We start from the raw sequence: 18,791 nt of genomic DNA on the forward strand, positions 1-18,791 counted from the left end.
CAGTCGGTGGCGGCCTTGAGCGGACCCGCCTGGAGCCGGCAGGGCCGCCGTTGCGCATCCCGGCTCCGGGAGACGAGCCCGGCGCGTTCGAGCACCTTGAGGTGCTTGGAGATCGCCTATGCCTTCGACAGCTGCGAAGGATCGCGGAGTGACCGTCCTCATGTCACATCGATCTTCCCGAACGGGCGTCAAGGTGACGGATGGGTTCAAACCTGTGCACCACTGCCGTGGACGCTAACCTTGGGGCTGGCCAGCTGATCGATCCTGCGCGGGTGTCCCACCTGCGGGTACGGTACGTATTCTCCTGAACGTCCGGGGTAGGGACCAGTCCCGGGGGTGTTGCAGATGCGTGCGCTGACATTTGCGCCAGGCAAGAAGGGGACGCTGGAGGTGCAGGAGGTGCCCGGCCCCAACCCGGGCACGGGGGAGCTGCTTGTCCAAGGGCTGGCCCTGGGCATCTGCGGGACGGACAGGGAGCTGGCCGCCGCCGTGTACGGCTGGCCGCCGCCAGGCAAGGACCGGATGGTCATGGGGCACGAGTCGCTCGGCCGGGTGTTGGAGGCGCCAGCGGGCTCCGCATTCTCGCCTGGCGACCTGGTGGCGGGTGTCGTACGCCGCCCCGATCCGGTGCCGTGCGGGGCGTGCCTGCGTGGCGAGTTCGACATGTGCCGAAACGGCCGCTACACCGAGCGCGGCATCAAGGAGCTCGACGGGTACGGAAGCGAGCGCTGGACGGTCGAGGCCGCGCACGTCGCGCGCCTGGATCCGTCGCTGGAGAGCGTCGGCATGCTGACCGAGCCCATGTCCGTGGTCGCCAAGGCGTGGGAGCAGATCGACCGGATCGGCACGCGGGCCTGGTTCGAGCCGCACATGCTGCTGGTGACGGGAGCGGGGCCGATCGGGCTGCTGGCCGCGTTCTTGGGGCGACAGCGAGGGCTCGAGCTGCACGTGCTGGACCGGGCTCCTGAAGGAGGGCTCAAGTCGAGAATGGTCTCCGACCTGGGCGGCACCTACCACTCGGGCACGTCCCTAGTGGATTTCCACCAGCACAAACCCGACGTCATCATCGAGTGCACCGGTGCGGGGAGGCTCGTCATCGAAGCCATGACGATGACTGCTGCGGCGGGCACTCTGTGCTTGTGCGGGCTCGCGCCCGGGGGGCGCGAGCATCGGGTGGACCCCGGAATGATCAACCGGGAGATCGTGCTGGAGAACGACGTGGTCTTCGGCAGCGTGAACGCGAACCTGCGCCACTTCAGGGCCGCGGCCACCTTCTTGGCCGAGGCCGATCGTGGGTGGCTCGAACGGATGATCACCCGGCGGGTGCCGCTGGACCGCGCACTTGAGGCTCTCGAGTCTGGGGACGACATCAAGGTCGTCATCGACCTCACCACGTAGCGGAACTCCCCAAGTCTGCTACTGAGCGTGACTTGATGGGTATGCCCCATCAAGGGGAACTTTCATGATCTTTAACCGAGCCGGTCAAGAGCGCTTGGGACATGTCGTGTTCATCGCGGCGGCCGCGGCCGTCGGCGGATTTCTGTTCGGGTACGACAGTGCCGTCATCAACGGCGCGGTCGTCGGTATCCAGAACCACTTCCGGGTGGGACCGGTCGAGACCGGGGTCGTGGTGGCGATCGCGCTGCTGGGCTCGGCCGCGGGCGCCTGGACGGGCGGAAGGCTGGCCGACCAACTGGGGCGTACGAGGTCCATGCAGGTGGCGGCGCTGCTGTTCATGATCAGCTCGATCGGGCAGATGCTGCCGTTCACGGTCTGGGATCTCGGCTTCTGGCGGGTGATCGCGGGCTTCGCGATCGGCATGGCGTCGATGCTCGCGCCCGCCTACATCGCCGAGGTGGCGCCGCCCGCCTACCGCGGCCGGTTGGGCTCGTTCCAGCAGTTGGCCATCGTGCTCGGCATCGCCGTCTCACAGCTCGTCAACTACGTAATCGCCAGCATCGCCGGCGGCAACGTCAGCAACCACTTGGGGCCGCTGCAGGCCTGGCAGTGGATGCTGGGTGCCTGCGCGATCCCAGCTTTGCTGTATCTGCTGCTCGCACTGAAACTCCCCGAATCGCCCCGCTATCTGATCATGTCGGGCCGCACCCGGCAGGTGCGCGAGGTGCTGACTGAGATCGAGGGTGAAGACGTGGACCTCGACGAGCGCATTGCGGAGATTCAGCACGTGGTGCGCGCCGAAGGCGTGCCGGGGATGAAGGACCTGCGTGGCCCGGCGCTCGGGCTGCTGCCGATCGTCTGGATCGGCATCACTCTGTCGGCCTTCCAGCAGTTCGTCGGCATCAACGTGATCTTCTACTACTCGACCGTACTGTGGCAGTCGGTCGGCATCAACCAGAGCGAGTCCTTGCTGATCAGCTTCTCAAGCTCGATCATCAACATCATCGGCACGCTGATCGCGATGGCGCTGGTGGACAAGATCGGCCGCAAGCCATTGCTCATGATCGGCTCGGTGGGGATGACGATCGCGCTGGCCACCACGGCGTGGGCGTTCAGCGCGGCCAGGGTGACCGGCGGCAGGGTTACGCTGCCGGACCCGCAGGGACTGATCGCGCTCGTCTCCGCCAATACGTTCGTGTTGTTCTTCGCACTGTCGTGGGGCGTGGTGGTCTGGGTGCTGCTCGGCGAGATGTTCCCCAACCGTATCCGCGCCGCAGCCCTGGGCGTCGCCGCCGCGGCCCAGTGGCTCGCCAACTGGCTGATCTCGGTCTCGTTCCCGGCGCTCGCGGAGTGGAATCTTCCGCTCACCTACGCGGGGTACACCGTCATGGCGCTGCTGTCGTTCATCTTCGTCGCCAGATGGATCAGGGAGACCAAGGGCCGCAAGCTGGAGGAAATGGGCTGACCCGCTCAGTACGGTTGTGGTGTCCCACCGGCGAGGGACACCACGGGGCCTAGGTGTGACGACTGGGGACCTGGTCGCTGGTGTGACGGATGGGACGATCCCGAGCCACGGCTTGCCGCACGCGCTGATCCACTCTGCCTGACGGACTACGTCGAGGTTGTGTTCGATCCTCGTAGACGATGGATGGCGAAGAGCGGCCGAGCGCCTGCTGCAGCCGCCGGACGGCGGAAGGTTAGTGCCGCCGACGTGACGTGAACCAGGCTGCTTGTTCACGAGCGCGTGGGAGGATCGCGTCGCGATGCGGCCCGCCGTCGGGATCGACCTCATAGCGCAGTTGGACGCAGTCCTCGAGCAGCGCGCCGTACAACGTCCAGAGGGGTGAATGCGGATCCATCTCTGCCAGTTGCCTGCGGGCAGCGCGTTCGAGGTGCTCGCCTTCCGCTACGGCGGCGCGCAGGCGGAGCAGGTCCTCGCCGTTGCCAGGGACGACCAGAAGTTGCTCGAAACAGGCGTAAGCCTTCCCGACCGCATCCAACAGGTCGGCGAAGACCCGGGGAAAACTGCCGGTCTCGTGCTGTCCTGGCAGGCCGCGAACCCCCGCAGCCAGATCGGCGAGGGCACGGGCGACGCCGCGCAGTTGAAGGCAGGCGTGCTCCAGGCACGCGACTGCCTGCATGATGCGGCGCAGGCGCTGGCGGGTTCGCGCCCGACGTAGGGTGAAACGCAGGGACTCATTGGCTCGTTCGGCGCTCTCGTGTGCCGAACGCAGCCTGACGGACAGGCGTCTGGCGCGGGCCAGCCACTTCTGCGCCTGGTGGGCGGTCCAGGGTTGCCTGACGCCTTCCGCCAGTTCGGAGCAAAGGTCGGCGAGACTATCGGCCAGGTCGGCCATGTCCTTGATGGCCCGGCCCACGTGACGGGGCGGGATCACCAGTATGAGCGTGGCTCCGACGATGGCGCCGATGACGATGTCGAGCAGCCGCGCCATGCCGTACTCGCGGCCCAGGGCGAACACGAGTAGGGCGGTGATGGGCGCCTGCGTGTTCTGCCAGGGTATGCCGACGGTTCTGCTGACCACCAGCGCGACCGCGACCAGGACGGCCATGGTGGCGGCGCTGGTGCCGAACACCTGCACGAAGCTGATTGCAGCCGCCAGTCCTACCAGCACCGCGATGGTCTGCTGGACCGCCTGGACCAGGGTGCTGTAGGCGGTCGCTGTCACCGACAACAGCACGCCGGTGGGAGCGAGCACCGGCTGAGGTGAGCCGATCAGTACGGTGGCGATCCACCAAGCCACCAGGCAGCCGACGGTGACCGTCACCGTCGGCAGCAGCAACTGCCTCTCACGCCGCACCCAGCGGCGTAGCCCCCGCCGCCGCCATCGACCCAAGCCGGGGACTAGGTCAGCCCACCTGTCCAGCCATCGCCTCGCGGCGGAAAATGCCATCACCGCACCCTCAGACGTGGTGCCCCACCTGGTGCTTCCGGGTCGTCTTTCACCTTCTATCGCGAGGCTGCCCGCGTCGGGTAGCGGGCGCTCCGTTTTCGAGTGGCATTTTGCCCTCACCAGGCCTTCGAGAACACTGCCGGTCAGCGACGTCGGCACTCGATCCACCGCCGACGCTGAGAGGGTCTCATGAGCCTCGTTGCTGTCTGACCGTGCCGCCATCCCGTATCCGACCGCGCCTTTGCCCACTTGGCCGATCCACAGGGCAGGTCTCCGATCTCCATGGTGGACTTCGCGGTCGCGTCGGTGAACGAGGCTGAGCCGCCGCGACACCGCTTGGTGAGGTACGTGGTCGGCTACGACAGTTCTGGCAGCATGAGCGGCAGGTGTCCCGTGAGACTTGTCAAGGAGATCGGCATGACCATCGCCTCGTACCCCGTGACCGACCCCGTCGCCGAGCACGGGGAAGGGCCCGTCTGGTCTGGCCGGTGGGGCGGACTGCGGTGGGTCGACATGCTGGCCGGCGACGTGCTGATGCTCGACCTCGACGGCAACGTACGCCGCCGCCATGTGGCAAAAGTCGCCGCTGTCGTACGGCCGCGCGTGTCGGGCGGCTACGTGGTCGCGGCAGAACGCGAGTTGCTGCTGGCCGACTTCGATGACCTGGACGCCCCGCTGCGCTCGCTCGGCGAGGCGTGGACTGACCCCGCGATCAGGATGAACGAGGGCGGTTGCGACCCCGACGGCCGCTTCTATATTGGCACCATGGCCTACGACGAGAGTCCCGGACGCGGCTCGTTCTACGTGGCCGAACTCGATGGGACGCTGCGGGTGGTCCTGCCCGAGGTGACGATCTCCAACGGCTTCGACTTCAGCCCGGACGGCTCCCTCGCCTACTACACCGACACCGCCACCGGGCGCGTGGACGTGTTCGACTATGATCCGGAGGGCGGGCTCAGCGGGCGCCGCCCGTTCGTATTCATCGACCGGGAGGTTGGGGCTCCGGACGGCCTGACAGTCGATGACGAGGGCGGAGTGTGGGTGGCGCTGTGGCAGGGAGCAGCCGTCCACCGCTACGACGTCGGCGGCCGCCTCGACGCGATCGTCGGCCTGCCGGTGCGCAAGGTCACCTCGGTCGCCTTCGGAGGCGAGAATCTGGACCGCCTGTTCATCACCACCTCGGCGCGGGACGTGGACCGCACTGAGCAGCCGGAGGCGGGTTCCCTCTTCGCCGCCGACCCCGGCGTGCCAGGTCGCCCGGTCTTGCCGACGACACTCTGACCGGGTGCTCTATCGCCCTGGCCTGAACGACGAACGGCGGCTATCCCGAAGCCGCCCGTGCGGAGTACGCCGACCTGCATGCCACCCGATGTCGCGCGGGTGCTCGCAGCGGAAGTCTGCCTGAATTCGGCCGGCGCTGATCCTACGGCGGAAGAACAACAGGGGGCAGAGGGCGAGGGGACGGCCAGGGCCGTGGCCCTGGCGAGCCCGCCCGGCCCCGCTTCGGCTGCGCCGCGACGGTCTCCAAGCTGGTGAACTGGCCGCCTTGTCGGCGGCGCTCACTCACTGACGCTGGTGGCAGTGTGGCGTGGACCGGCGTACCGCCAGAAGAAGTTGACCAGCACGGTGATCCGGTTGCGTCCGCCCAGCAGGTACGCCACATGAATGAAGATCCACACCAGCCACGCGGGCCACCCACGCATGGTCAATCCGTTGGACAGCTGCAACACGGCCTCGGCCCGGCCCACGGTCGCCATGATCCCCGGATCCCGGTACGAGAACGGCCGCAACGGTAGTCCCTGAGCCGCAGCCAGGACCTGCTTGCCCACGTGCTCTCCCATCTGGATCGCCGGCTGAGCGAGCTGCGGCAGCTGCACGGGCGGTCCGGCCAGGTCGCCGGCCACGAAGATCTCGGGATGCTTCGGCACACTCAAAGTTTCGGTGACCCTGATCCTGCCGCCCTTGGTCTGCGGCAGCCCCCATTCCGCCACGTAGGCGGGCGCAGTCACGCCGAGCGCCCACACGGTCACGTCGCTCGGCACGTACGTCCCGTCGACGATCCCCACCGCATCCGGTTCCACGGATGCCACGGTGGCGCCCAGCCGCAGCCGCACCCCTCGCTTGCGCAGCGCGGCTGCCGCCGCATTCCGCAGCCGCGGCCTGTACGGCGCCAGCACGAAGTCGAAGCGCTCCACCAGCGTCACGCTCGTCTGGTCGGGACGAATCTCGGGATGCGTCAGCGGCAGCGTGCGCCGCCGCAGCTCGGCCAGCGTCCCGGCAATCTCGACCCCGGTCGAGCCCCCGCCCACCACCACGACATGGACGCTGTCGCGCCGGCCCGCCACCGCGTCCTCCAGACAGTGCTGGAGCCGCCGCCGCAACGCTGCCGCGTCGTTGAGCGAATAAAGCGGCTGTGCGTTCTCCGGCGCGCCCGGCACGTCGTACCAGTTGGTGGTCACACCGGTGGCCAGCACGAGAAAGTCGTAGTCCAGCGTGCTTCCGTCATCCAACTCCACGCGCCGCTTCTCGGGCAGCACCTTGCTTAGTGCACCGCGGCGGGCGCGCACGTTCGGCCACCTGGCGGCGTAGGTCCTGATGGGGTATGACACGTCGGACATGCTCATCCCGGCCGTAGCCACCTGGTAGAGCAAGGGCTGGAAGGTCGAGTACGGGTTGTGGTCGATCAGCGTGACCAGCGCACCTGCCTTGGCCAGCGTTCGCGCCGCGGCCAGCCCGGCGAAACCGGCTCCCACGATCACGACGCGGGTTCTTCGTCTCATGACCATCTCCCTGCCCCGTGCCACCCCCTCGGAGGCCCAAAGCATGCCCTGTGTCCGTTGAACCCGAGGGACGCAGGAACCGCGCCTCGTACTACCTGGGCGAACCAGCCTCGTCCAGTACTGTCTCGACGCTCCAGGGTGACCTGTTCGAGATCGTCAGGCATCGACACAGGCTCATCGCTGCCCCAGATCGGCGAGGAGACCGACCGACACCGCGATAACGACGGTGCCGAAAAGGTAGGAAAGCAGGGCGTGCCCGAAGGCGACTTTCCGGATGCGGGTGCTGGCCAGCACATTGTCCGATACTCCGTAAGCCATCCCCACGGTGAACGCCGTGTAGGCGAAGTCGCTATAGCTCGGCGGCTGCTCCTGCCGGAAGTCGATGCCTCCCTCAACTTCGACATAGTACAAGCGTGCGTACTTGAGGGCGAAAACGGTGTTCGTCAAAGTCCAGGACAGGACCACGGTCACCAAACTCAAGATCACCGCGATTGCGGCAACAGGGTCCTGATCGCTGCCCGGGCGGAGGAGGGCCGCCACGACAGCCGCGAGACTGGCCACCGCAGCGATCAGGATGCCCGTGTCGGTGGTGTGCGTCCCACCTTCCTGTTCGGCGATGCGCTTGGTCCCCTCGTGGTCCTGCGACCAGCTGATCAGCCAGGCCCACGCCAGGACGAGGGAAACAGCCACATCCCAAGTGACGAAGAAGAACAGTTCAGGGGCGCCGATGAGCGCGACGCCCCCGCCGGCCACGGCACCGAGCAGGACGCACATCAAAACCCGCCGCAAGGAAAGTATCCGCCGTCCGCGACGCTCCCACGCTGCCCTCACCTGCACCAGAGTGTCATAGGACGGGCCGACGCCACCCCTTTTGACGTGCGAGTCCAGCGCACGCTCGCCGTCGCTGACCTCGCTCTCGCCCTTCCGACACCGGGAAATTACCCGTCGGCCCCGAGCACAGCCAGATCAGCGGCGGTAACCGGCCATGGCCTCCAACCGTGCGATCCGGTCGGCGATCGGTGGGTGGGTGGAGAAGAGCCTCCCGATGCCCCCGCCACGGAACGGGTTGGCGATCATGAGATGCGAGGTCGAGGAGAGCCGGCCGGTCTCCGGCAGCGGCAGTTGCCGGGTGCCCGCATCGATCTTCCGTAGCGCGCTGGCCAGCCCGATCGGGTCACGGGTCAGCCGGGCACCGGACTCGTCGGCCTGATACTCCCGCGCCCGGGAGATGGCCATCTGAATCATCGCGGCCGCCACCGGCCCGAGGATCATCATCAGGAGGGCCCCGAGGAAGCCGGGACCCTCGTCATCGTCTCCCCCGCCAAAGAACCCGGCCATGTATGCCAGATAGGTGACCATCGTGGCCAGAGCTCCCGCAACGGAGGAGATCAGGATGTCGCGGTTGTAGACGTGCGACAGTTCGTGCCCGAGGACAGCGCGCAACTCGCGTTCGTTCAGCAACTGGGTGATCCCGCTGGTCACACAGACTGCGGCATGACGCGGATTGCGCCCGGTGGCGAACGCGTTCGGCTGCAGGATCGGCGAAATGTACAGCCGGGGCATGGGCTGGCGCGCTTCCTCCGACAGTTCGCGGACCATCTGGTGCAGCCCGGGCCAGTCACCGGGGCCGACAGGCTGTGCATGCATCGCCGACAGTGCGATCTTGTCGGAGAAGAAGTAGGCGACACCGTTGCTGACGAGCGCGAACAGGACGGCGATCTGAATTCCGGTGCTGCCGCCGAGCCACCACCCCACCAGGATGATCAGAGCAGACAGGGCGCCGAGCAGCGCCGCGGTACGCAGACCGTTGTGACGCATGGCGTCCTCCTTTCTCGAACACATCTCCTACTCATCGCGCTCGAGCCCATCCTCCCCGTGGTGTGGGGCCAGGCCTGCCTGTGCCCCGCCATCCGATCGCGTGGCGAGCAGAGGCAGCAGCAAAGCTGCCGAATCTCGTCATAGCAGCAGGTCGAAGACACGGATTGTGCGTGTCCACTCCCCGCTTCCCGGATTCTTACGATCAGGCTCTATGACCCTGATCGCCCTGGCGAGCGCCACGGAGAGCCCACCCGCCACGGCCGGCAGCCGGGCCTCGGTTTCTTCGCTGAGCGACAGATCCAGCGGAGGCAGCGCCGCGAGCTCCGCCAGGATCGATGTCAGGTCCAGTTCCTCGTCCAGGTCCCGGAAGTCGTACATGTTCTCCTGCAGTCCTTTGGTGATGGGCAGGTCCCAGAACTGGATGATGTCGCGCCGGTTCGACTTCGCGGCGGCCTCGGCGACAATGAGCATGTCGTACAGTTTGCGGTTGACGAAGTCGCTGTAGCGCTTGAGATCGGCCTTGTCCACGTCGAGTCCCGCGGCGGCGCGAAAGAAGTGCTCGAATCTGGAAACTGCGATCACGGGCATGTGGATCACCGTCCTTCCTATTGAGTGCCTGTGGTGGTGAATCTCTCGTGCACCAGGCGTACCGCCATGGCACCTTCTCCGACTGCGGACGCGACCCGCTTGACCGAGCCGCTGCGAACGTCGCCGGCGGCGAAAACGCCCATATGTCCGGTTTCCAGGGAAAGAGGGGTACCCCAGGGCGACGTGCCCTGACCCGTGACAACGAAGCCGCGATCGTCCAGCGGGACGGTCCCCTTGAGCCATTCAGTGTGCGGCTCGGCTCCGATAAAAACGAACAGCGCGCTCGTCTGGATCTCCAGGAGTTCTCCTGTTCGCGTGTTCTCCGCGCGAACAGCCTGTAGCGTGCGCTCTCCGAGCAGTTCGCGTACCTCGGTGTAGTACATGATTTCGATGCCGGGAGTTCGGTCGATCTCGTCGGCGAGGTAACGGGACATACTCCCGTGTACATCGCCGCCGCGCACGAGCATGCGCACCGACGACGCGTTTCCGTTCAGGTAAAGCGCCGCCTGGCCCGCGGAGTTCCCGCCGCCGACGACGACCACGGGCGATCGCCGGCACATGCGCAACTCGAACGGTGTCGCCGCATAGTAGACGCCGGATCCTTCGAATTTATCGAGATGAGGAACATCAAGCTTCCGATAGCGGGCGCCGGTCGCGATGATCACGGCGTGGGCCTTCACGACGCACTCGCCCTCCACGAAGATGCCGTAGTGGCCCTCACGCGGTTCCAGCTCACTCGCCTCGGCGGGGACCGTCAGGCGGGCGCCGAACTTGCCTGCCTGGATGACGGCACGCTCGGCGAGTTCGGCGCCCGAGATCCCCGTAGGAAAACCCAGATAGTTCTCAATGCGGGACGAGGTGCCCGCCTGGCCGCCCGCGGCTACGGCATCGAGCACGACGGTTGTCAGGCCGTCAGAGGCCGCGTACACGCCGGCGGCCAGGCCTGCGGGTCCCGCGCCTACGACGACCACATCGCATACGGTGTCGCTCGACGCAGGGGCGAGCAGGCCGATGGTCTTCGCCAGTTCGGCGGTGGTCGGGTTACGCAGCACCTGGTCGCCGCGCCAGATCACCACCGGGGTGTCGTGCGGGGAAAAGCGCAGCTCGCGCAGGAGCGCGTCCGCGGCTTCGTCCTCCTCCAGGTCGATCCACCGGTGAGGGATCCTGTTGCGTGCGGCGAACTCGCACAACCGCCGGGCATCGGGTGAGTATCGGGAGCCGATGATGCGGAACCCGGCGTCCAGACCGATCAGCAGGGTGCGGCGGGTCAGGTAGGACCGCAGGATGAGGTCGCCGAGCGCCGGATCGCCCGCCACGATCGTCCGTATCTCGTCGGCCGGCACGGCCAGCACCTCGCCGGGCTCCCGCACGACCGCGGTCACGAATCCCGCCTGGCCGGTGAGGAGGCCGAGCTCGCCGAGGAATCGTCCGGGGCCGTGGACGGCGATCGTCCGCTCCTTCGCGCCGTACCCCTCGACCACGGCCACCTTGCCCCGCAGGATCACGATGAACTCACGGAGCTGCTCGCCCTCCCGGTGCAGAATGTCGCCCGGGGACACGGATCGCCGCTCGCCGGGCCGCGACAGCTCGGCGATCTGATGCTCGTCCAGCCGGGGATAGGCCCCGCACAGGTCAGGCGTCTCGACCACGTCGGCCGGCGAGGCCGTCATGACGGTGCCCCTACTGTGTCTTCGACCCACTCGCGCAACTGCGGCGCGGGCGGCGCGCCTGCGCGTTGCGCCACGACGCGGCCCTCGTGCAGCACCATGAGTGTCGGCACGGCCGTGATCGTGTATCGGCGGGCGAGGGCCGGAGAGCCGTCCACGTCGACTTTGACGAGTTTGAGCCGTCCCGCCATCTCGCGAGCGAGCTGTTCGAGTGCCGGGGTGACTGTCCGGCACGGGGCGCACCACTGTGCCCAGAAGTCGACCAGGACGGGAAGGTCGGCTTGTTCGGCGACCTCGGCGAAGGTGCTGTCGTCAGCGTCGGCGATCCACGGCAGCGGCTGGTGGCAGATCCCGCACTGGGGCCTGCCTCGGTAGGCGTCCGGGACCCTGTTGGGTCTGCCGCAGTTGGCGCAGTTCACGGTGTGCATGTCAGGTCCTGGGCGGATAGAAGGTGACGTTCAGCTCACCCTTGTCGGCACCGACCGTGATGGTCGACCCGTCGGGCACGTCGCCAGCGAGCAGGGCGCGTCCAATCCTGGTCTCCACCTCGCGGGCGATGAACCGGCGCAGTGGCCGGGCACCGTAGACGGGGTCGTAGCCCTGGTTGGCGATGAGCCGGCGTGCGTCCTCGGTGACCTCCAGGGTGAGCCGGCGGCTGGCCAGGCGGTTTCTGATGTCGGTGAACATCAGGTCGACGATGCGCTCAATCTCGGCCTCGGTCAGCGGCTTGAACAGCACGATGTCATCGACCCGGTTGAGGAACTCGGGCCGGAAGTGCCGGCGCAGCTCCCCCATCACGCTCTCGCGTGCCTGAGGCTTGATCTCCCCGTCGGCGGTGACCCCGTCCAGCAGGTGCTGGGAGCCGATGTTCGAGGTCATGATGACCACGGTGTTGCGGAAATCGACCGTGCGGCCCTGCGCGTCGGTCAGCCGCCCGTCGTCCATGATTTGCAGCAGCGTGTTGAACACATCCGTGTGGGCCTTCTCGATCTCGTCGAACAGCACCACCGAGTACGGCTTGCGCCGCACCGCCTCCGTGAGCTGACCGCCCTCCTCATAACCGACGTAGCCCGGCGGAGCACCGACGAGCCGGCTGACGGTGTGACGCTCCTGGTACTCGCTCATGTCGATGCGCACCATGTTGTCCTCGGTGTCGAACAGGGCCGCCGCGAGGGACTTCGCGAGCTCGGTCTTGCCGACCCCGGTGGGTCCGAGGAACAGGAACGATCCGATGGGGCGCCGAGGATCCTTGATGCCGGAGCGAGCGCGGATGACGGCGTCGGCCACGAGCCGCACGGCCTCCACCTGCCCGACGACACGTTCGTGCAGGATTTGATCGAGCTTGAGCAGTTTGTCCCGCTCCGCCTCCTGCAGCCGAGTCACGGGGATGCCCGTCCAGCGGGAGACGATGGACGCGATCTCGTCCTCCGTGACGACCTCGCGCAGCAGCCGGTGGCCGTTCTGCCGGGTACCGAGCCGCTCCTCCTCGGCGTGCAGCCGGCGTTCCAGTTCGGGGAGCCGGCCGTGGCGCAGTTCGGCGGCACGGTTGAGGTCGTAGGCACGTTCGGCCTGTTCGGCCTCCCGCCGCACGCTCTCCAGCTCCTGCCGCAGGCTCTGCACCTTGCGCAGGGCCGACCGCTCGGCCTCCCACTGTGCCCGCATCGCCTCGGCCTCGGCACGCGAGGCGATCAGCTCCTTGCGTAGCTCTTCCAGACGGGACCGGCTCGCGGGGTCGTCCTCCTTGGCCAGCGCGGCCTCCTCGATCTCCAGCCGCATTACCTTCCTGGTGAGCGCGTCGAGCTCGGCCGGCATGGAGTCGATCTCGGTACGGATCATCGCGCACGCCTCATCGACCAGGTCGATGGCCTTGTCCGGCAGGAACCGGTCGGCGATGTAGCGGTGGCTCAGCGTGACCGCGGCGACGAGCGCGCTGTCCTGGATCTTCACCCCGTGGAAGACCTCCAGCCGCTCGCGCAGGCCGCGCAGGATCGACACAGCGTCCTCGACCGAGGGCTCGTCGATCAGTACCGGCTGGAACCGCCGCTCCAGGGCGGCGTCCTTCTCGATGTGCTGGCGATACTCCTGCACCGTGGTCGCGCCGATCATGTGCAACTCGCCCCGGGCCAGCATCGGCTTGAGCATGTTGCCCGCGTCCATGGCACCCTCGGTCGCCCCGGCACCGACCACAGTGTGCAACTCGTCCACGAACAGCAGGATCCGCCCCTCCGCCGCCTTCACCTCGTTCAGCACGGCTTTGAGGCGTTCCTCGAACTCCCCGCGGTACTTGGCTCCCGCCACGAGCGAGCCCATGTCCAGGCTGAAGATGGTCTTGTCACGCAACCCCTCGGGCACGTCGCCGCGGACGATGCGCTGGGCCAGCCCCTCGACGACGGCCGTTTTACCGACGCCGGGATCGCCGATCAGGACCGGGTTGTTCTTGGTCTTGCGGGACAGGATCTGGATCACCCGCCGGATCTCCTCGTCACGGCCGATCACCGGGTCGAGCTTGTCCGCCCGGGCGTCGGCGACCAGGTCGCGCCCGTACTTCTCCAGCGCCTCGTAGGCTACCTCGGGCATGGCCGAGGTGACCCGCTGGTTGCCCCGGACGGCGGTGAGCGCCTCCAGGAACCGGTCCCGGGTCACACCCTGGCCGTGCAGCAGCTGTCCTGCCGCAGTCGTGGAGCCCTCCTCGATCAGGGCCAACAGCAGGTGTTCGACCGAAACGTATTCATCCTTGAGCCGGCTCGCCTCCCGGTCCGCGGCGTCGAGCAGCCGGGCCAGGCGTTGAGTGAGGAACACCTGGCCAGGGGCGGTGCCTGGGCCGCTGACCTTGGGACGGCGCGTCAGCTCCGCTTCTAGATCGGCGCCAAGACGTTGCGTGTCGGCACCTGCTTGTTGCAGCAGCCGAGGTGTCAGCCCATCGGGCTGGTCGAGCAGGGCCAGCAGGAGATGCTCCCCGTCGACCTCGGTGTGACCGTGCCGCAGCGCCTTGGTCTGGGCGTCGTGCAGGGCCTCCTGCGACTTCTGCGTCATCTTGTTCGGGTCCATTCCAGTCCCCCTAGCGTCGTGGCGAAGGGCCGCGCAGGGCGGTCTCGAGTTCCGCGATCCGGTCGAGGAGGTCGATCACTACGCCGATCGCGGCGTAGTTGATGGACAGGCCCTCGTGCAGCCGCTGAATGCGGGCGGCCGCCATGACCTGGGAGGGGGTGAAGCACAGCTCCCCCCTGGCATCCCTGTCCGGCTCCAGCAGTCCGAGCGTTACCAGCCGGCGGACGATCTCCGGGTGCAGCCCCGTGACCCGCGCGTAGGAATCGAGGTCCAGCCGGGCCGGGCGTACCAATGCGTAGATCACGAGCGCCTCCTCGGGTCGAACCGCGATGCGGCAGCGAGCTGCTCGAACAGGCGTCGTTCCTCGTCGGTGAGCGTGGCCGGCACCATGATCCTGACTTCGGCGAAGAAGTCACCCGCGGGGCCGCTCGGGTTGCGCATGCCGCGCCCTCTCAAGCGCAGGCGACGGCCGCTGGACGTGCCCGGCGGCACTTTCAGCTTCGCCTCGCCGCCTGGTGTGTCGATGGGCACCGTAGCGCCCAGTGCCGCCTCCCAAGGAGCGAGTGGCAGGGCGGTGTGGATGTCGCGGCCCTCCACGCGATACCGGGGATGGTCGGCGATTTGCACGATCAGGTGCAGATCGCCTGCCGGCGCTCCGTCGCTTCCTCGCCCGCCCTGCCCGGCGAGCCTGATGCGCTGCCCGTTCGTGACCCCCGGCGGGATCGTGACGTCCAGGCGCCTGCCACCGGGCAGTGTGATTCCGCGACGGCCGCCGCGGTAGGCCTCCTCGACGGTCAGCGTGAGCTGCGCCTCCTGGTCCGCACCGGGCACAGGGCCCCAGCGCTGCCTGCCACGGCCGCCGAACATGCCGCTGAGCAGGTCGTCCAGGTCAACGTCTGTGCCGAACCCAAAGCCTTCGGCCGGTGACGACCGCCAGGTGCCGCCCGAAGCGCGCGTGCCTGCGCGGGCGTAGTCCGCGGGATCTACGTGGGGCGGCACCTGGCGGAAATCGTGGCCGAAAGCGTCGTAGCGGCGACGCTGCTCGGGATCAGAAAGCACAGCGTAGGCCTCCGAGATCTCTTTGAACCTGTCCTCTGCCCCCGGATCTTTGTTGACGTCCGGGTGGTAGGCGCGCACAAGCTTGCGGTAAGCGCGCTGGATCTCGTCCGCGTCGGCGTTCCTGTCCACGCCGAGCACCTCATAGAAGTCCCGCCGTGTGGCCATCATCCCGCCTTCTTCGCGACGGCGACTCTTGCGGGCCGCAGTTGCCGCTCACCCTCGCCGTAGCCGGGCCGCAGCACTTCCACGACGTTGCCAGGCTCGACATCGGCCCGTTCGACGGCTGCCACCGCCTCGTGGCGCGCCGGGTCGAAGATAACGCCCGTCTCGTCCTGTCGTGGGTAGCCCAGGTTGGACAGGACGGCGACGGCTTGGTCGCGCACCGCTCGCACACCGTCGAGCACCGCCTTCGCGTCGTCGTCGCGGCACGCATGGCTCAGCGCGAGCTCGAGATTGTCCAGGACAGGCAGCCACGCGGCGGCGACCCTGGCGCGTTCCTCGGCCCGCAGCCGCTCGTTGTCGCGGGCGATCCGCTTGCGGAGGTTATCCAAGTCCGCGACGGCGCGAAGCCACCGGTCCTCCAGCTCCGCGAGTTTGGCGTCTGTCTCCGCAGATGCGGCGGCACTCTCTTCACGGGGTTCCTTCCGGACATCGGGTACGTTCTCGTTCATGTCAATCGGGCTCCGAGGTGGAGAACTCCGCGTCGATTACGTCCTCGTCGGCGCCCGGGGCGCTTTCCTCCCGGGCCTGGGGAGGCACCCCAGGCGTCTCTGGCCGGCCACCGGCGGCGCCGAGTCCGTGGTACACCTGCTGTAGTTCGCCACTGAGTGACCGCAGCCGGTCGATCGGCGCCTCTTCCTTGATCGCCTGGCGGGCTTCCTCGATGAGCTGCTCCGCACGTGCCTTCTCGTGCACGGGTACGGTGTCCCCGAGCTCCTGTAGCCGGCGCTCCACCTGGTAGGCGACCGAGTCCAGCTCGTTGCGAGCGTCGATGGTCTCTCGGAGCCTGGTGTCCTCGTCACGGTGCTGCTCGGCGTCCGCCACCATCCGCTCGATCTCCGACTTGTCCAGGTTGGAGCTCTCGCTGATGGTGATCCGCTGCTCGGCCCCGGTGTCCTTGTCCCGGGCGGAAACGTTGAGTATGCCGTTGGCGTCGACGTCGAAGGTGACCTCGATCTGCGGCACCCCCCGCGGCGCGGGCCGGATGTTCTCCAAACGGAAACGCCCGAGCACCCGGTTGTCGGCGGCGCGCTCCCGCTCACCCTGCAGGACCACGACGTCCACGGCGCTCTGGTTGTCCTCCGCCGTAGAGAACGTCTCGGTCCGGCGGGCCGGGATAGTGGTGTTGCGCTCGATGACCTTGGTCATGAGCCCGCCCAGCGTCTCGACACCGAGTGAGAGCGGTGTGACGTCGAGCAGCACGACGTCCTGCACCTCGCCCTTGATGATGCTCGCCTGGATCGCCGCTCCGATGGCGACCACCTCGTCCGGGTTCACCGTCATGTTGGGGTCCTTGCCGCCTGTGAGCCTGCGGACGAGGTTCTGGACAGCAGGGATCCGGGTGGATCCGCCGACGAGGATGACCTCGTCGATGTCCGCGGGCCTGAGCTTGGCGTCCTCCATCGCCTGCTCGACGGGATGGATACAGCGTTCGACGAGGTCGGTGGTGATCTTCTCAAAGGTGGCCCGCATGAGCGCGGTGTTGAGATGCTTGGGTCCGGAGGCGTCCGCCGTGATGAACGGCAGGCTGACCGTGGTCTGGGTGACCTCGGAGAGCTCGACCTTGGCCTTCTCCGCCGCCTCGAAGAGGCGCTGCAGAGCCTGCGGATCGTTGCGCAGGTCGATGCCCTGGTCCCGCTGGAACTCGTCGGCCAGGTGGTCGACGATCCTGCGGTCGAAGTCGTCGCCGCCGAGATGCCCGTCGCCGGAGGTGGCACGGACCTCGACGACCCCCTCGCCGATGTCCAGGATGCTGACGTCGAAGGTGCCACCGCCCAGGTCGAAGACCAGCACGGTCTCGTTGGACTTCTTGTCCAGCCCGTACGCCAGGGCGGCGGCGGTCGGCTCGTTGATGATCCGCAACACCTCGAGCCCCGCGATGCGCCCCGCGTCCTTGGTCGCCTGGCGCTGGGCGTCGTTGAAGTACGCCGGAACGGTGACGACCGCCTCGGTCACCTTCTCGCCGAGGTACTTCGCCGCGTCGGCGGCCAGCTTACGCAGGACCAGCGCAGAGACCTCCTCCGGCGCATACTGCTTGTCGCCGACCTGGAAGCGCACGGCTCCCTGGGGCCCCTCCACGACGTCGAAGGAGACGGCGTGCTGCTCGCTCTGGATCTCGTCGTAGCGTCGGCCGATGAAGCGTTTGGCGGAATAGATCGTTCCTTTCGGGTTGAGGATGGCCTGGCGGCGGGCCAGCTGGCCGACCAGCCGTTCGCCCTGATCGGTGAACGCCACCACGGACGGCGTCGTCCGGGAGCCTTCAGCGTTGGGTATCACCGTGGGGTGACCGTCCACCGTGGCGGCGATCACCGAGTTCGTGGTACCAAGATCGATGCCTACTGCTTTCGCCATTGCTCGTTCGCCTTCCGGAGAAGCTCTTGGGCCCTGGCCGCGTGCTCGGAGTCGACGAGGACCTCGTACTTGTCAGCCACTAGGCCGGTCTCGGAGATGAAGTCCCTTCGGCCGCCGTGTGCCGCGTGCGCGATCAGGCCGAAGATCGCCCCGGCGACCGCGCCGCCCAGCAGTCCCCACAGGACCAGGGCGACCATGGACGCGGCCGTAGTCGCGAAGATCCCGAAGAACAGGCCGATGAGGAGGCCGAACCAGGCTCCGCTCAGCGCGCCCCAGCCGGCCGCGCGGAGGTACGTCATCCGTGCGACGACGTGCTCCACCGAGCGCAGCCCCACGCCCACGATCAATGTCCCATGCACGGGGAAGCCGTGATCCGACAGGTAGTCGACTGTCTTCTGCGCCTCCTGGTACGTGTGGTAAGTGGCGAGCCGTTCCCTGTTGGCCGTGATGGAACCGGTCGGCGCGACGGTCACGGCTGCTCCTTTCCCCGCCTCAGGCGGTCACCTCGATGTGCCGGGGCTTGGCAGCCGCCGCCTTCGGAACGGTGATGGTGAGCACGCCGTCGGACAGGCGCGCCTCGACCCGCTCGGCGTCGACCTCCCCCGGGAGCAGCGTGCGCAGCTCAAACCTGCCGGTCTTGCGCGTCTTGCGGTGCCGCCGCTGACTCTCGTGCTCCTCGATCTGCCCGGTGACGATCAGTTCGCGCTCGGAGAGCTGAACGTCTATCTCGTCCTTCTTCGCGCCGGGGACGTCGACCTCCACGACATACGAGTCCTCGGTCTCCGAGATGTCGGCCGTGGGAGTCCATACGCCTGTGGGCCTCTCTTCGGCGAACTCTCCCAGGGCTGCATTCATCAGCTGCCCCAGCCGGTCGTAGACGTCCTCGAACTCGCGCATCGGGTATGTCTCGCCGCCCCTGCGGCGCATTGCCAGCAGTGCCATCGGTCTCC

At 67.6% G+C, this 18,791-nt stretch carries 17 protein-coding genes and 1 pseudogene; 3 read left to right on the plus strand and 15 right to left on the minus strand.

Features of this window, described 5'->3' with window-relative positions:
- Positions 1 to 116: pseudogene (locus ACZ6YG_RS42725) on the minus strand (transcriptional regulator); the annotation flags it as partial.
- Between the two features lie 229 nt (positions 117 to 345).
- Here ACZ6YG_RS42725 and ACZ6YG_RS42730 point away from each other — a divergent pair.
- Both ACZ6YG_RS42730 and ACZ6YG_RS42735 read left to right on the plus strand, forming a co-directional pair.
- A complete protein-coding gene (locus tag ACZ6YG_RS42730) occupies positions 346 to 1,398 on the plus strand; it encodes a glucose 1-dehydrogenase (protein WP_466021116.1) in 1,053 nt (350 codons plus the stop codon).
- A 64-nt stretch (positions 1,399 to 1,462) separates the two neighbouring features.
- Entirely contained in the window at positions 1,463 to 2,863 is a 1,401-nt protein-coding gene (locus ACZ6YG_RS42735) for a sugar porter family MFS transporter (RefSeq protein WP_148032302.1), read from the plus strand.
- A gap of 232 nt (positions 2,864 to 3,095) precedes the next feature.
- On the opposite strand, the gene ACZ6YG_RS42740 is transcribed toward ACZ6YG_RS42735, so the two are convergent.
- A complete protein-coding gene (locus ACZ6YG_RS42740; RefSeq protein ID WP_466021117.1) occupies positions 3,096 to 4,199 on the minus strand; it encodes an FUSC family protein in 1,104 nt (367 codons plus the stop codon).
- A gap of 504 nt (positions 4,200 to 4,703) precedes the next feature.
- Between ACZ6YG_RS42740 and ACZ6YG_RS42745 the strand changes: the two genes are divergently transcribed.
- Positions 4,704 to 5,591 (plus strand): SMP-30/gluconolactonase/LRE family protein, encoded by an 888-nt coding sequence (locus tag ACZ6YG_RS42745; RefSeq protein ID WP_466021118.1) that lies wholly within the window; start codon positions 4,704 to 4,706, stop codon positions 5,589 to 5,591.
- 278 nt (positions 5,592 to 5,869) lie between these two features.
- On the opposite strand, the gene ACZ6YG_RS42750 is transcribed toward ACZ6YG_RS42745, so the two are convergent.
- From ACZ6YG_RS42750 to ACZ6YG_RS42810, 13 genes are all read right to left on the minus strand, one after another.
- Positions 5,870 to 7,090, minus strand: a complete 1,221-nt coding sequence (locus ACZ6YG_RS42750) for an NAD(P)/FAD-dependent oxidoreductase (RefSeq protein WP_222708990.1) — start codon at positions 7,088 to 7,090, stop codon at positions 5,870 to 5,872.
- Between the two features lie 174 nt (positions 7,091 to 7,264).
- The gene (locus ACZ6YG_RS42755) at positions 7,265 to 7,864 is read right to left on the minus strand and encodes a DUF1345 domain-containing protein (protein WP_148032305.1); all 600 of its coding nucleotides are present in this window, start codon (positions 7,862 to 7,864) and stop codon (positions 7,265 to 7,267) included.
- 192 nt (positions 7,865 to 8,056) lie between these two features.
- On the minus strand, positions 8,057 to 8,908 hold the full coding sequence (gene htpX, locus ACZ6YG_RS42760; RefSeq protein WP_466021119.1) for a zinc metalloprotease HtpX: 852 nt from the start codon (positions 8,906 to 8,908) through the stop codon (positions 8,057 to 8,059).
- A 138-nt stretch (positions 8,909 to 9,046) separates the two neighbouring features.
- Complete coding sequence (locus ACZ6YG_RS42765) at positions 9,047 to 9,496, minus strand: DUF1931 family protein (protein ID WP_466021120.1); 450 nt, start codon at positions 9,494 to 9,496, stop codon at positions 9,047 to 9,049.
- Positions 9,497 to 9,513: 17 nt separating this feature from the next.
- On the minus strand, positions 9,514 to 11,166 hold the full coding sequence (locus tag ACZ6YG_RS42770) for an FAD-dependent oxidoreductase (protein ID WP_466021121.1): 1,653 nt from the start codon (positions 11,164 to 11,166) through the stop codon (positions 9,514 to 9,516).
- Positions 11,163 to 11,591, minus strand: a complete 429-nt coding sequence (gene trxA, locus ACZ6YG_RS42775) for a thioredoxin (RefSeq protein WP_148032309.1) — start codon at positions 11,589 to 11,591, stop codon at positions 11,163 to 11,165. The genes ACZ6YG_RS42770 and trxA overlap by 4 nt, the downstream gene beginning before the upstream one ends.
- A 1-nt stretch (position 11,592) precedes the next feature.
- A complete protein-coding gene (clpB, locus tag ACZ6YG_RS42780) occupies positions 11,593 to 14,211 on the minus strand; it encodes an ATP-dependent chaperone ClpB (RefSeq protein WP_466021122.1) in 2,619 nt (872 codons plus the stop codon).
- 10 nt (positions 14,212 to 14,221) lie between these two features.
- Positions 14,222 to 14,515, minus strand: a complete 294-nt coding sequence (locus ACZ6YG_RS42785) for a chaperone modulator CbpM (protein ID WP_271277804.1) — start codon at positions 14,513 to 14,515, stop codon at positions 14,222 to 14,224.
- Positions 14,512 to 15,438 (minus strand): DnaJ C-terminal domain-containing protein, encoded by a 927-nt coding sequence (locus ACZ6YG_RS42790; protein ID WP_466021123.1) that lies wholly within the window; start codon positions 15,436 to 15,438, stop codon positions 14,512 to 14,514. The genes ACZ6YG_RS42785 and ACZ6YG_RS42790 overlap by 4 nt, the downstream gene beginning before the upstream one ends.
- Positions 15,435 to 15,941: a nucleotide exchange factor GrpE gene (locus ACZ6YG_RS42795; protein ID WP_148032313.1), complete on the minus strand. Its 507-nt coding sequence runs from the start codon at positions 15,939 to 15,941 to the stop codon at positions 15,435 to 15,437. Before ACZ6YG_RS42795 ends, ACZ6YG_RS42790 begins: the two co-directional genes overlap by 4 nt.
- Position 15,942: 1 nt before the next feature.
- On the minus strand, positions 15,943 to 17,841 hold the full coding sequence (gene dnaK / locus ACZ6YG_RS42800) for a molecular chaperone DnaK (protein WP_466021124.1): 1,899 nt from the start codon (positions 17,839 to 17,841) through the stop codon (positions 15,943 to 15,945).
- A complete protein-coding gene (locus ACZ6YG_RS42805; RefSeq protein WP_148032315.1) occupies positions 17,826 to 18,314 on the minus strand; it encodes a general stress protein in 489 nt (162 codons plus the stop codon). The genes dnaK and ACZ6YG_RS42805 overlap by 16 nt, the downstream gene beginning before the upstream one ends.
- Positions 18,315 to 18,333: 19 nt before the next feature.
- Entirely contained in the window at positions 18,334 to 18,783 is a 450-nt protein-coding gene (locus ACZ6YG_RS42810) for an Hsp20 family protein (protein WP_466021125.1), read from the minus strand.
- Positions 18,784 to 18,791: the final 8 nt, after the last annotated feature.

This window comes from Nonomuraea sp. NPDC054003 (assembly GCF_055585125.1).